The 14,349-nt window shown below is 64.9% G+C and carries 10 protein-coding genes; all 10 read left to right on the forward strand.

The features are described 5' to 3' along the window. Window position 1 precedes the first annotated feature (1 nt). The 10 genes from QRN10_RS12110 to QRN10_RS12155 all read left to right on the forward strand — a co-directional run bounded on the left by QRN10_RS12110 (window position 2) and on the right by QRN10_RS12155 (window position 14,251). Window positions 2-1,291, forward strand: coding sequence for a DotU family type VI secretion system protein (locus QRN10_RS12110; RefSeq protein ID WP_181076237.1), 1,290 nt, complete (start codon window positions 2-4; stop codon window positions 1,289-1,291). After that, window positions 1,288-4,788: a type VI secretion system membrane subunit TssM gene (gene tssM / locus QRN10_RS12115; RefSeq protein ID WP_253509796.1), complete on the forward strand. Its 3,501-nt coding sequence runs from the start codon at window positions 1,288-1,290 to the stop codon at window positions 4,786-4,788. The genes QRN10_RS12110 and tssM overlap by 4 nt, the downstream gene beginning before the upstream one ends. Further along, window positions 4,785-5,438, forward strand: coding sequence for a type VI secretion system-associated protein TagF (gene tagF / locus QRN10_RS12120; RefSeq protein WP_181076241.1), 654 nt, complete (start codon window positions 4,785-4,787; stop codon window positions 5,436-5,438). The genes tssM and tagF overlap by 4 nt, the downstream gene beginning before the upstream one ends. Next, complete coding sequence (locus tag QRN10_RS12125) at window positions 5,439-6,158, forward strand: PP2C family protein-serine/threonine phosphatase (protein WP_181076242.1); 720 nt, start codon at window positions 5,439-5,441, stop codon at window positions 6,156-6,158. Further along, on the forward strand, window positions 6,155-9,151 hold the full coding sequence (locus QRN10_RS12130) for a serine/threonine-protein kinase (protein ID WP_285428459.1): 2,997 nt from the start codon (window positions 6,155-6,157) through the stop codon (window positions 9,149-9,151). The genes QRN10_RS12125 and QRN10_RS12130 overlap by 4 nt, the downstream gene beginning before the upstream one ends. Then, the gene (locus QRN10_RS12135; protein WP_181076575.1) at window positions 9,151-9,855 is read left to right on the forward strand and encodes an ABC transporter ATP-binding protein; all 705 of its coding nucleotides are present in this window, start codon (window positions 9,151-9,153) and stop codon (window positions 9,853-9,855) included. Before QRN10_RS12130 ends, QRN10_RS12135 begins: the two co-directional genes overlap by 1 nt. Next, window positions 9,855-11,039 carry an ABC transporter permease family protein gene (locus tag QRN10_RS12140; protein WP_285428460.1) on the forward strand — a complete coding sequence of 395 codons (1,185 nt, stop codon included), beginning with the start codon at window positions 9,855-9,857 and terminating at the stop codon, window positions 11,037-11,039. The genes QRN10_RS12135 and QRN10_RS12140 overlap by 1 nt, the downstream gene beginning before the upstream one ends. Next, window positions 11,032-12,744 carry a formylglycine-generating enzyme family protein gene (locus QRN10_RS12145; RefSeq protein WP_181076247.1) on the forward strand — a complete coding sequence of 571 codons (1,713 nt, stop codon included), beginning with the start codon at window positions 11,032-11,034 and terminating at the stop codon, window positions 12,742-12,744. Before QRN10_RS12140 ends, QRN10_RS12145 begins: the two co-directional genes overlap by 8 nt. 84 nt (window positions 12,745-12,828) lie before the next feature. Continuing rightward, window positions 12,829-13,752 carry a type VI secretion system-associated lipoprotein TagQ gene (gene tagQ, locus QRN10_RS12150; RefSeq protein WP_181076249.1) on the forward strand — a complete coding sequence of 308 codons (924 nt, stop codon included), beginning with the start codon at window positions 12,829-12,831 and terminating at the stop codon, window positions 13,750-13,752. 124 nt (window positions 13,753-13,876) lie between these two features. After that, entirely contained in the window at window positions 13,877-14,251 is a 375-nt protein-coding gene (locus QRN10_RS12155) for a hypothetical protein (RefSeq protein ID WP_003195530.1), read from the forward strand. Window positions 14,252-14,349: the final 98 nt, after the last annotated feature.

Below are 14,349 nucleotides of genomic sequence, written 5' to 3' on the forward strand. Positions count from 1 at the left end.
GATGCATCCCAATGATGACGACCGCACCCAGTTCATGCCGCGCCCGGGGGGCCGTGCGCCGGAACCCGCGCGTGCAGAGCCCGCGCCTTTGTCAGTGCCGGCCGCGCCGATGCTCACCGGCAAGAGCCAGGGCCTCAACCCGCTGGAAAGCGCCGCCGGCCCGTTGCTGGCATTGCTGACGCGGCTGCGCAACACCATCGCCCACCCGGCGCCGGCCAGCCTGCGCGCGCAACTGTTGGCCTACCTGCGCCAGTTCGAAGAGCGTGCCGAGGCCGCCGGCGTGGCGCGCAACGAAGTGCTGCTGGCGCGCTACGCGCTGTGCACCGCTCTGGATGAGGCGGTGTTGAGCACGCCGTGGGGCAGCACCAGCGAGTGGGGCAAGCAGAGCCTGTTGATCACCGTGCATAACGAAGCCTGGGGTGGTGAAAAAGTCTTCCAGCTGCTCGACCATTGTCTGCAAAGCCCACGGGAGCGCCTGTACCTGCTGGAGCTGTTGTACCTGTGCATGTGCCTGGGCTTCGAAGGTCGCTACCGCGTGATGAATGACGGCCGCAGCCAGTTGGAAGCCCTGCGCGAACGCACCGCCGCAGCCATTCGCAGTGCCCGTGGCGAGCACGAGCGCGAGCTGTCGCCGCATTGGCGCGGTGTGACCGTGGCGCGAGATCGCCTGGCGCAATTCATGCCGCCGTGGATCGCCGTGGCCATCGGCCTGGCGCTGCTGCTGGCGCTGCTGTTCGTGTTGCGCATGCTGCTGGCGGCGCAGGCCGAACCGGTGTTCAAGAATATCCATGCCCTGGGCGAGATCCCGGTGCAGGCCATCGACCGTCCGGTGGCGCAGCCCAAGGTCATTGAGCGGCCGCGTCTGGCCGGCTTCCTGGCGGAAGACATCAAGGCCGGGCGCGTCGCGGTAGAAGACAAGGTCGACCGCTCTGTGGTGACCATTCGTGGCGACGAGTTGTTCGCGTCCGCCAGCTCCAGCATCGTCGATGACTACCAGCCGTTGATGCTGCGCATTGCCGACGCCGTGCGTAAGGTCAAGGGCCAGGTCCGCGTCACGGGCCACAGCGACAACCGTCCGATTGCCACGCTGCGCTTCCCGTCCAACTGGGCGTTGTCGGAAGCGCGGGCCAAGTCGGTGCTGGAGATTCTTGCCGCCAAGACCGGCCAGGCCGAACGCTTCAGTGCCGAGGGCAGAAGCGACACCGAGCCGCTGGCCACCAACAGCACAGCCGAAGGCCGCGCCCGCAATCGTCGGGTTGAAATCACCGTATTGGCGGAGGGCGTCGAGTGAAGGCGTTTTTCAGTTTCATGATTCGCTGGGTGATCCCGGTGCTGGGCCTGATCGCCCTGAGCCTGATCATCTGGTTTGTCGGGCCGCTGCTCGACGTGCTGGTGCCGGAAGGCCGCCGCTGGGCGTTGATCGTCCTGATGTTCGCGGTGTGGATCGCCTACCGCGTGTTCCGCATTATCCAGGCGCGCCGCCAGGCCGCCGAAGTGATGCGCAGCCTGGCGGCGGATACGCCGGTGGACCCCAACAGCGTGGCCACCGCCGAAGAACTCGCCACCCTGCGCCAGCGCATGGACGAGGCCCTGACGCTGCTCAAGAAAGCCAAACTGGGCGGCGACGAGCGGCGCAACCTCTACGAACTGCCGTGGTACGTGATCATCGGCCCGCCGGGTTCGGGCAAGACCACCGCGCTGGTCAACTCCGGCCTGCACTTTCCGCTGGCCGCGCAGCTGGGCGCCGGTGCGGTGCGCGGTGTCGGCGGTACGCGTAACTGCGACTGGTGGTTCACCGACCAGGCCGTACTGCTCGACACCGCCGGTCGCTATACCACCCAGGACAGCAACTCCACGGTGGATAAAGCTGCGTGGCTGGGCTTTCTCGACCTGCTGAAAAAACAACGCTCGCGCCGCCCCATCGACGGCGCATTCATTGCGATCAGCCTCTCGGATCTGCTGCTCGGCACCGACGCCGAGCGCGCCGCCCACGCGGCGGCGATTCGCCTGCGGATCCAGGAGCTGTATACGCAATTGGGCGTGCGCTTTCCGATCTACCTGATGCTGACCAAGCTCGATCTGGTCCCCGGCTTCATGGAGTTCTTCGACAACCTGAGCAAGGAAGAGCGCGCCCAGGTGTGGGGCATGACCTTTGCCCTGGACGACGGTAAAAACAATGACAGCCCGCTGGCGCACCTGCAGAGCGAGTTCGCCGGACTCGAACAGCGTCTCAACGAGCGCCTGGTGGAACGTCTGCAACAAGAGCGCGACCCGGCGCGGCGCGACCTGATCTACGGCTTCGCGCAGCAATTCGGCGCCTTGAAGGATTGCCTGCAGAGTTTCCTTGAGGGCGTGTTTAAACCCAACGCCTTTGAAGAGCGTGTATTGCTGCGTGGCGTGTACTTCACCAGTGGCACCCAGGAAGGCAGCCCGATTGACCGCCTGATCGGCGCCATGGCCCAGAGCATGAACCTGGACCGCCAGCACCTGGCGCGCCAGAGCGGCACCGGGCGCAGTTATTTCATCGAAAAACTCTTTACCGCCGTGGCCTTTGCCGAGCGTGGGCTGGTGGGTGTGAACCCGAAAGTCGAACGCCGGCGCAAGTGGATTGCGCGCGGTGTACTCGCGGCCACCGTGGCTTTGGTGATCGTGGTCAGCAGCCTGTGGTGGGTGAGCTATCGCGCCAACCAGGCCTATATCGCCCAGGTCGACCAGAAGGTCGCGCCCCTGGGCCAGACCGTACAGAACCTCAGCCCGGCGCAGCGCGACGTGCTCGCGGTGCTGCCGCTGCTCAATGCGGTGAAAAACCTGGCGGGGGATTCGCCGAGTTGGTCCGAGGGCCTGGGGTTGTACCAGGGCGACATGCTCGAAGCCGAGTCCGCCAGCGTCTACCGCAAATTGTTGATCGCCGTATTCGCCCCGCGACTGGTGACGCGCATCGAGGAGCAACTGCACGGCGGCGGCAACTCCGACTTCCTCTACGAAGGCCTCAAGGCTTACCTGATGCTTGCCGACAGCGAGCATTACGACCCGGATTTCATCAAGGCGTGGATCGCCCTGGACTGGGACCGCAACCTGCCACGGGATCTGCCGGCCGATCAACGCCAGGCACTGGCCGGGCATTTGCAGGCCCTGTTCGAACGGCATCCGCCGAACGCACGCCTGGACCCACGCCTGATCGACGACCTGCGCCGCCAACTGCAACAGTTGCCGGTGGCGCAGCGTGTGTATGACCGGGTCAAACGCCAGAAACTGCCCGAAGGCATCCCGGACTTTCGCATCAACGAAGCCGCCGGGCGTGATGCCGCGCTGGTGTTCAGCCGCAAGAGCGGCAAGCCCCTGGGCGAGCCGTTGAGTGGGTTCTTTACCGCCAAGGGTTATCGTCAGGCATTCCTGCTGAGCAGCCTGAACCAGACCGGCACGCTGGCCGAAGAACAGTGGGTGCTGGGCCGCGAGCAGGCCGATCAGCAGAACGTGGTGAGCCTGGCCGCCGATGTGCGCCGCCTGTATTTCCAGGACTACCAGCGCCAATGGGACGCCTTGCTCGCCGACATCGACTTTGTGCCGATCACCAGCGTGGCCCAGGCCGCCGATGTGCTGCGGGTGATTTCCGGGCCGACCTCGCCGCTGAAAAAGCTGCTGGTGGCGGTGGCCAAGGAAACCGACCTGCAAGCCGAAGAACGCCAATTGGCGGCCAAAGGCGCGCCGGTGGAAGGCGGCGTCGACAAGCTCAAGGAGCGCCTCGGCAGCTTGCTGGGTCAGGAGCAACCCACAACCAACGCGCCGGCGGCGACGGACGATCCGGTCACCGCGCACTTCGCCGAACTCAACAGCATCGTCAGTAAAAATGAAGGCGAGCCGGCGGCCATCGACGGCCTGTTGGCGGACATGAATGCGCTGTATGTGCAGGTCAGCGCGATGGTCGGCGCCAGTGGCGACGCGCTGCTCGGCGAGGCCAAGAACCAGGCAGCGGCTGCGGCTACGCGCGTCAGCCTGAATGCCGAACGCCAGCCGCCGCTGGTGCAGGGCATGGTCAAGTCGGTGGTCAACTCCACCACCAACAGCATGATGGGCGGGGTGCGTAACCAACTGAACGCGGCCTGGGTCAGCGAAGTGGTCAACGTGTATCGCCAGTCGCTGGCGGGGCGTTATCCGATGTCGCCCGGCAGCGCGCGGGACGCCACGCTGGATGATTTCGGCCAGTTCTTCGGCGTCGGCGGGGTGATGGACAATTATTTCCGCAAATACCTGCAGCCCTACGTGGACACCTCCGCGCAAACCTGGCGCTGGCAGCCGGGCGCGGCGCAGAAACTGGGGATCGCGCCGGGCGTGCTGCAGACCTTCCAGCGCGCCGCGACGATTCGCGATGCGTTCTTCCGCTCCGGGGGCACCCAACCGATTGTGCGTTTCGAGCTTAAGCCGGTGTCGATGGACCCAAGCATCACCCAGTTCCTGCTCGACCTGGACGGCCAGCAACTGAGCTACGACCATGGCCCGAGTCGTCCGGTGGCGATGCAATGGCCGAACCCCGGCAGTATTGGCGTGGTGCGTATCTCCATCATGCCGCCGTCGGCCAGTGGCCGTTCCGGCGTAACCCTCGACGGCCCGTGGGCCTGGTTCCGCCTGCTGGAACAGTCGGACCTGACCCCCGGCAACTCACCGGACCGTTTCAACCTGCGCCTGCGCGTCGATGGCGCGAGCATCGCTTACGAGCTGCGCGCCAACAGTGCCTTCAACCCGTTCAAGAGCCGCGTGCTCAGCGGCTTCAGCCTGCCGGAGCGGCTATGACGACGTTGGGCTTCTACGGCAAATTGGCCAGCCGTGGCGATTTCGTCAGCCGCGCCTTGCCCCAGAGCTTTATCGGCCCGTGGGACAGTTGGCTGGCGGCGGGGTTGCTCGCCAGCCAGAACAGCCTGGGCGCTGGCTGGCTCAATGCGTACCTGGTCAGCCCGCTGTGGCGCTTTGTGCTGGCGCCGGGCGTCTGCGGGCCGGACGCCGCCGCCGGGGTGGTGATGCCGAGCATCGACCGGGTCGGGCGGTACTTCCCGCTGGCGGTGGTGGCGCTGCTGGATCACAACACCAACCCCGCCTCGCTGGTGGGCGGGCCGGACGCCTGGTTCGAGCAGGTCGAAGCGTTGCTGCTGGGTACCCTGGACAGCGGCGCGACCTTTGAAGGCTTCAACGAGGGGCTCGACCGTCTGGGTGTGCCGACCGCCGAGCCGCGCGCCCTCGACGGCCGTTTCGCCGGTCTGCAGCGCGTCGTCGCGACCGAGCCCCAAGGCCGCCTGGCCGCGCTGGCCGAACAGGCATGCGAAGGCGCCAGCCTGTGGTGGGGGCGCGGCTCGCAACAGATTTCTCCTGGTTTATTGCGGTGTCAGGGCCTGCCTGCCGCCAGCGATTTTGCGCAGTTTTTGCTCGGACAAGAAGGTGTGGTGTAGATGGGGTCGACGTACAAATCCGCGAGCAAAAGCCATGTGGGCATGGTGCGGCAGGTCAATGAAGATGCGTGCCTGGACCTGCCGGAGAACCGCCTGTGGGTGGTGGCCGATGGCATGGGCGGACATGCGGCGGGCGATTACGTCAGCAGCCTGATCGTCGACAGCCTGCGCAACGTGCCGCTGGGTCGCTCGCTGGATGAATACACGGCGGCACTGCGCAACGACCTGGTCCGTATCAACGCCGCCGTGCGCGAGGAAACCGCCAATCGTGGCGTGACCATGATGGGCAGCACCGTGGTGGTCTTCGCTGCCCGTGGCCTGCGCGGCGTGTGCCTGTGGGCCGGCGACAGTCGCCTGTATCGCCTGCGCGACGGCGTGCTCGAAGGCATTTCCCGCGACCACAGCTACGTGCAGGACCTGCAAGACAGCGGTTTGCTCAGCGAAGCCGACGCTCGTGTGCATCCGCGCGCCAACATCGTCACCCGCGCCATCGGTGTGGAGGCGCACCTGGACCTGGCGGTGGTCGACTTGTTGATCGCCCCCGGCGACACTTACCTGCTGTGCAGCGACGGCCTCAACAAAACCGTCGAAGACCATGAGATCCGTGAAGTGCTGGGCCATGACGCGCCGGATGAAATCGTGCGCAGCCTGGTGCATCTGGGCCTCAACCGAGGCGCGCCGGATAACATCACCGCCATTGTCGTGAAGGTATCGGCATGAACATCCTGATTCCGGGTTATGACATCGAAGGCGAGATCGGCGAAGGCGCCATGGCCACTGTGTACCTGGCCACCCAGCGTTCGCTGGAGCGCAAGGTGGCGTTGAAGGTGATGGCGGCGGCCCTGGCGGCCGACCCGAGTTTCTGCGAGCGCTTCCTGCGCGAGGGCAAGACCCTGGCGCGCCTTTCGCACCCGCACACCGTGACCATCCATGACATCGGCAATGTCGGTGAGCTGTACTACATGGCCATGGAATACCTGCCCAACGGCACGCTCAAGGAGCGCATCGCCGCCGGCATGACGCCGGAGCAGGGCGTGACGCTAATCCGCCAGATCGCCTCGGCGTTGGGTTACGCCCATGCCCAGGGCCTGGTGCACCGTGACGTCAAGCCGGCGAACATCCTGTTCCGCGCCGACGGCACGGCGGTGTTGTCCGACTTCGGCATCGCCAAATCCCTTGACGACCGCACCCAGTTCACCCAGGCCGGTTTCGCCGTAGGCACCCCGAGCTACATGAGCCCCGAGCAGGCACGCGGGCAGGAGATCGACGGGCGCGCCGACCTCTACGCCCTGGGCGTGGTGCTGTATGAAATCCTGGTTGGCGAGCTGCCGTATAACGGCACCGATGCGCTCTCCACCGCCCTGGCGCACCTGACCGAACCGTTGCCGGAGTTGCCGGTGCACCACGGACGTTATCAAGCGGTGTTGCGCAAACTGTTGGCCAAGGACCCCGCCGATCGCTTCCCGGATGCGGCGGCGTTGCTGCTGGCGCTGGATCAACTGCCGGCCGATTCGCCGGAGGCGACCCTGGTGCGCCCGGCGCCGTTGCCGCTCAGTTTCGATCTGGCGGGGATTACGCCGCAATCCATCGAAATCCCCACCGACAAGCCCCAGCCCGCGCCGCCTCCGGTGCGTCAGCCGGTGGTCACGCCAACCCAGCACGGCGAGCAGCGGCGTGGACCGGTGCTGGCCTTGGCGGCCGTGGCGGTCGCGGTGGCATTGGCCATCGGCGGGGGCAGTTACTGGTGGATGAGTCGCAGCGATACGCCAGCGGCCGCGCCCACCGCCAGCCTGCCGAAACCGCCAGCGACGCCGACCGCGCCGCCAGAGGCGAAACCGGCAGTGGCCGAAGCGGACGGCGGCGGCCGCCCGTTGCTGATGGCGGGCAAGAAAACCCTGTTCCAGCGCGTGCTGAGCAAGCCTGGCGCGAAACTCTCCAGCGATGCCGGCGGTGCACCGGGCAAAACGCTGCCGGCGTTCTCCGTGCTCTACGTGTACCAGCGTAAAGACATCGACGGCCAACCGTGGGTGCGCGTCGGCGCCGCCACCGATGGTCGCAGCGACGGGTGGTTACCGGCTGCCCAGGTCAGCGACTGGAAGCAGAGCCTGGTGCTCAAGTTCACCGAACGCTCGGGCCGTGCGCCGGTGATGTTCCTGCGTCAATCCGGCGAAGTCGAGAAGTTGCTCGCCGACCCCGCCGCCGCCAAAGGCGTGCTGGTCAAGGCGCAGAAAAACCGCGAAGACAACGGCCAGGTGCTGGCCCTGGAACCGTCCGCCAGCGCCGTGCCGCAGAACCAGTTCTACCTGCTGCCGATCTTCGATTCCAAAGAGAGTTTCGACGAAAACGGCCAGCCGGTGCAGTTGCTTAACGTGGCCTCCATCGACCCAGGTAGCAGCCCGGTGGCCAAGCCGTCGACGCCGGTGCTCAACGCCAACGCCGATGCATTTCGCACCGCCGTGGTACTGGTGGTGGACACCACCGTGTCGATGCAGCCCTATATCGACCAGGTCCGCGACGTGGTGCACGAACTGCAAACCCGTATCGCCGAACGCGGCGAGCTGGACAGCGTCAGCTTCGGGCTGGTGGGTTTTCGCAACAGCATCAAGAAAACGCCCGGCCTGGAATACGTGGCCAAGACCTTGATCACCCTCGACCAGGGCCGCGACCCGCAGCGTTTTCTCGACATGGCGCGCCAGGTCAAGGCCTCGACGGTTTCCAGCCATTCGTTCAACGAGGACGCGTTTGCCGGGGTGATGCAGGCGGTCGAAGGCATGGACTGGTCCGGCTACGGTGGCCGCATCATCCTGTTGGTAACCGACGCCGGCGCGCTGCGCAAGAACGACCCGTTCGCCGCCACCCAGATGAACGAAGCCGAAGTGCGCCAGGCCGCGTTGGGCAAGCAGATCAAAATCTACGCCCTGCACCTGCGCACCGACGCCGGCAAGAAAACCCACGCCGGCGCCGAAAGCCAGTACCGCATCCTTACCGCCGACGCCAACCCACAGATCGGCGACCTTTACACACCGGTGCCCGGCGGCGATGTGCGCAAGCTGGGCGAGCGTGTGGATGAGATCGGCACGGTGTTCGCCAACCTCGTGCACCAAGTGCGCAGCAATACGCCGCAAGCGGTGCCGACACTCAGCGCCGCGCCGAGCCTGGCGGACAAATCCGCGGCGGTCGGTTATGCGATGCACATGGACTTTCTCGGCCGCAAAACCGCGAGCCAGGCGCCGCAACTGGTCAGCGCCTGGACCGCCGACCGCGACCTGACCAACCCGGCGCTGCCGGCGTTCCAGGTGTGCGTGATGCTGACCAAACTGCAGCTCAACGACCTGCAGCAATCGCTGAAACTGATCGTCGACGCGGCGCGCAAAACCCAGACCTCGCCCAAGGACTTCTTCCAGGAAATCGCCAGTGCGTCGGCTTATATGAGCCGCGACCCGCAGGCCCTGCGCAAGGGCGGCAATCTGGCCGACGGCGGCATCCTCGGCGAATACCTGGAAGGCCTGCCGTACCGCAGCAAGTCGCTGAACATGACCCAGGATTTGTGGTTGTCATTGAGCGTGGCCGAGCAGGAAGACTTCATCGACGAGCTGGATTCGAAAATCCGCCTCTACGAAACCTTCCACAACGACGTGGCCAACTGGGTCCGCTTTGGCGATGCCGAGCCGGGTGATGCGTTGTACCGCGTGCCATTGTCGACGCTGCCGTGATGCTGAACCTGAGCGCGGTGCACAAGAGCCGGGGCGCCGGCAGCCAGCGCTACAGCCTGGTGATTCCGGCACTGCACCTGCGCGCGGGCGAGCAAGTGGCGATTGTCGGGCCCAGCGGCTGCGGCAAAAGCACCTTGCTGGACCTGCTCGCACTGGTGCTGGCGCCGGATCAGGTGGGCCGGTTTGAGTTCAATCAGCAGGATATCGCCGGGTTGTGGCGCGCCGATCAGCAATCGGCCCTGGCCCGGTTGCGCAGTCAGCACCTGGGTTATGTGCTGCAGACCGGTGGGCTGCTGGGGTTCCTGGATGTGCGCGGCAATATCGCGTTGTCCCGCCAACTGCTCGGCCTGAAGGACGACGGCAGCGTGGCGCGCCTGGCCGAACACTTGGAGATCAGCGATCAGTTGGCCAAGAAACCCTCGGCATTGTCGGTGGGCCAGCGCCAGCGCGTCAGTTGCGCCCGGGCCCTGGCCCACGCGCCGCAACTGGTATTGGCGGATGAGCCCACGGCGTCTCTCGACCCGCTGAATGCCGAGCGGGTCATGCAAGCGTTGCTGGCCCAGGCCCGCGAACACCGTGCCGCCTGTGTGATCGCCACCCACGATGAGCCCCTGGCGCGCGCCAGTGGCTTGCAGGTGCGGCGTATTCGTTGCCGGCGCGACAGCGACGGCGGCGTCACGGCGACGCTGGGGGAGGCCGGCTGATGCGCTTTCCTTTGGTGGCGTCGCTCGCCTGGCAGGACTACCGCAACGACACCTGGCTGTCGGCCTGCTCGGTGCTGGCGCTGGTGGCGGTGATCGCGCCGTTGCTGGTGTTGTTCGGCCTGAAATTCGGACTGGTCAGCAGTTTGACCCAACGTTTGGAGACGGACCCGGCCACCCGTGAAATTATTCCGCTGGGCGGTGGTCGATTCAGCAGCGAGTTTATCGAGCAACTGGGTCAACGGCCGGACGTGGCGTTCGCCATCCCGCGTACGCGGCAGATTGCGGCGACGGCGCAGGTGGGCACTTTGGTGCTGGAGATGCTGCCGACCGCGCCGGGCGATCCCCTGCTCGGCGGCTTGCCGGTGCCTCGGGGGCTGGAGCAGATCGTCCTGAGCCACACCGCCGCCGAGAAACTTGCGGCGCGGCCCGGTGACTGGCTGGAGACCAGTTTCGCGCGGCAAGTGGCCGGGCGTGTCGAGGCCCGCCATACACGGCTGCAGGTGCTGGCGGTGTTGCCCCTGGAGGCGTTTGCCCGCGACGGATTGTTCGCCGGGCTGGGCCTGCTCGAGGCGGCGGAAGATTATCGCGACGGCCGGGCGGTGCCGGCGCTGGGATGGGAGGGCGAGGCCGTGGGCACGAATGAGCAGCGCGTCTACCCGGCGTTTCGTTTGTATGCGCGTAGCCTCAACGACGTGGAACCGTTACGGGTGTTTTTTGCCAGACAGAACATGCTGGTGTCGACCCAGGCATTGAACATTGCTCAGGTGCAATCTCTGAGTCGTAACCTGTCCATCGTGTTCTGGATCATCGCCGGGTTGGCCTTGGCCGGGGCGTTTGCGGCGATCTTTGCCGGCGCCCTGGCCGCTGTCGCGCGCAAGCGACGGGAGTTGTCGGTGCTGCGCCTGCTGGGTTTTTCCACCGGCGCGCTGTTGCTGTTTGTAGTGCTGCAGGCGCTGTACAGCGCAAGCCTTGCCGCCGTGCTCAGCGCCGGGTTATATGGCCTGGCCGAGGCGGGGTTGAATCAATTATTCGTGCAGGTGCCGGGCGAACACGCCAGCCACCTGCTGGCGCATCACTATGGCCTGGCCCTGGTTGCCGTGCTCGGCATCAGCGCCGTGGCGGCGGCGTGTGGCGGTTGGCGCGTGGCGCGTATCCAGGCTTCTGAAGGGATCAGAGATGTATAAGTTATTGGGCGCCTGTGTGGCGCTGAGCCTGGCCTCGCTGGCCTGGGCCGATGAAGCCAGCGACAAACTCGACAACCCCAAACCGTTGCCGGATGACGTGAGCCTGCCGCTGCCGTGCGAAGGCAATATGGTCTTCCGCTACGCCTATGTGCTGGCCCAAGGCACTCTGGACGACCGCGAGATCAGCCTTGGCTATCCGTTCAGTGAAGGCGAAGCGGGTTATCAACAGTCGTTTATTTCCGGCTACCGTCGCGACTTTATCAACGGTCAGTTCACCCTCAAGGACCTGCCCAAGGACTGGAGCAAGGTCATCACGCCGTTGATGCCCAAGACCGACGCCAAGACGCCGCTCAAGCCGATGCTGTACTTCATCGGCAAGTACGAAGTGACGGCGCGCCAGTACGCCCAGGTGATGGCCCAGGCGCAATCCCTGGCCAGCGGCGAACCGGCTCCGGCCTGTGATGCGCCGACCGGCATGGCCGCGCGTTTGCCCAAGGTGAAGTTATCGAGGTTCGAGGCCGAACGGTTCTCGGCGGTCTACAGCGCCTGGCTGCTCAAATATCACCGCGATGCGCTGCCGGTCAGTGGTCGCGGTTCGTCCGAGGATGATGGCGGTGTAGGATTTGTGCGCCTGCCCACCGAAGTGGAGTGGGAATTTGCCGCCCGTGGCGCCCAGGCCGTGAGCCGGCAGGACCTGGAAGGCCGCCTGTTCCCGCGCCGCGCCGAAGGCAGCGACAGTGACGGCCCGCTGGGCGACTACGCCGTCTTCAACCAAGTGGCCGGCGGCACCGGCCAGGCGGCGCGGTTGATGCCCATCGGCACCAAGCTGCCCAACCCGATCGGCATGTTCGATGTGATTGGCAACGCTGCGGAAATGGTCCAGGAATCCTTCCAGCTGGTCCACGCCGGGCGCCGCCAGGGCACCTACGGCGGGTTTGTGGTCAAGGGCGGCAACTACCTGGAAGGCGAGGGCACGTTGTTCACCGGCATGCGCCGCGAGTATCCGCTGTTCGCCGCCGATGGCACCGAGCAAAGCAACGAGACCACCGGTTTCCGCGTGGCGATTGGCGCACTGTCGGCGCCGCGTTCGCGCTACAAGGAGCTGTTTGCGCAGTGGCAGAAAGAAGGCCGCCTGGCTTCGCTGACCGACGCCATCGACGACGCTCAGGACCCGACTAAGCGCCTGGACAGCATCATCGCCGCCAGCGTCGACCCCAAGTTGCAAGCCGAATTGGGGCTGGTCAACGAGGAGCTCAAGCGCAACGTGTCGCTGATAGCCCAGCAACGCGAAGAGGCGGCGGGTAATCTGATCCAGTCGGCAGCCCTGGTGGCCGAGACCATCAGTAACTACAACATTCGTTTGATGAACCTGCAGAAGAGTCGTCAGCAGGCCGTCGACGCCAAGGACGACGCCAGTGCGCAGCTGTTCGCCACGGCCATCGATAACGGCCGCAGCGCGCTCGATGGCGCAGTGGCGATCTATATTGACAACCTGGCCACCGGCACGCGCTATACCGATGCGGTGATCCAGGCGCAGTTTCAAAGGATCAAGGAAGAGTTGGATCGCAAGCCGGTGCTCGGTAAGAGCCTGGTGACGCGCGCAACACTGTTCGTTCGCCATGTCGGCAACTACCGCAAGCAACAGCGGGCCGACCCGGCAACGATCTTGAAGGAATTGCTCGCAGCGAGCGGTCAGCGGTCTTGATCGTTGGCTGTATGGCGAGCTTGGAAGGGACTCAGGCGGCATGGGCCGTGCTGGGCAAGTCAAACTTAGAAGAGAACACAACTTATGCTTTTTTCCCGTAAGGCGGTTTCCAAGCGTCACCTGCTGCTGATCGCAGCCGGTTTCAGCACCGTGCTGACAGGTTGCGCCACGTCGCCAGCCTCCAAGGTCGCGTCCAGCACCAAGGTCGAGTATTACCCAAGCTGCTACGAGCCGGTGCAGCACCTGCGTGCGACCGATTCGGACATGACCAAGTCGGTTGTGACCGGCGCGGCCATCGGTGCCGCCGGCGGTGCACTGCTCGGCGTGTTGAGCGGTGACAAGGAAAAACGTGGCCGTAACGCGGCCATCGGCGCTGCCGGCGGTGCCCTGGCCGGCGGCGCGGCGGGTTACTACACCGAGCGTCAGAAGCAGATTGCCGACGACAACCAGCGCATTGCGTCCTACGCGGCTGACGTCAACAAGAGCGCGTCCGACATCGACCGCAGCACCGCCTACGCCAAAGCTTCGCAGCAGTGCTACCAGAGCGCGTTCACCAAGCTCGTCGCGGACCGCAAGGCCAAGACCGTCAACGACACCGAAGGCCGCAAGCGCCTGGCGGAAATCGTCGCCGGCCTGAAGGAATCCAACGACCTGATCGTGGCAGTCAACGGCAAAGCTGCTGAAGACCTGAACAACTACACCCAGGCCTACGAGAAAGACCTGCAACAGGTGGGCGTGCAGCGCAACGACGTGGTGACGGTGGCCACCGCCGATACCACCCCGGTCGTTGCTCCGACCAAGGGCAAGAAGGCTGTCAAACCGGCCAAGAAACCGGTATTGCCGGTGGTGCCGAAAGAAGCCGTCGCGACCGAGAAAACCCTGCAGACCGCGCAGACCAAGCAAGCTGAAAGCAAGCAGGTCGCCAACGCCGGTAAGGCACAGATCGAAGGCACCTGCCGCGATCCAAACCTGGCCGACTGGGCGCCGGTGCCTTGCCCTAACGTTTAAGTAACATGTTGCTATAAGCGCTAAACGCCAGCCGATCTCCCGCTAAAGCGTGAGATCGGTGGCGTTCTTCCGGCAAATCGCTACACTGCTGCGGCCATTCAATAATTACACCGAGGCCGTGTGCATGAAATTTCGTCTTCTGTTGTGGGTGCTGGGCCTGATGATGGGCAAAGCCAGCCGCACCAACCCTGCCTTTCAGCAACAGCTGGGTGACAAAGACCTGGCGTTTCAGTTGCAGACCCTCGACGGCAAGGTTGCCCGTCACTTCATTGTTAAAGACCAGCGCATCACCAGCCGTTCGGGTGTTCACCCGGCGCCGGCGTTTGCCATTGCCTTTAAAGATGCCGCCTACGGCTTCGCCACGATGCAGGCGAAGAACAAGCAACTGGCGTTCATGACGGGGATTCAGGACAAGTCGATCCAGATCAAGGGCAACCCGGCGCTGGTGATCTGGTTCCAGGGCTTGACCAAGTACTTGAAGCCGAAGAAAAAGAAATAGGGCTTTTCAGCTAGGCCGAGTTGGATTCATCGGGGGCAAGCCCCCTCCCACATTTGGAATGCATTCCTATGTGGGAGGGGGCTTGCCCCCGATTGCTA

The organism is Pseudomonas sp. lyk4-R2A-8, assembly GCF_030209095.1.
GTDB lineage: Bacteria > Pseudomonadota > Gammaproteobacteria > Pseudomonadales > Pseudomonadaceae > Aquipseudomonas > Aquipseudomonas quebecensis.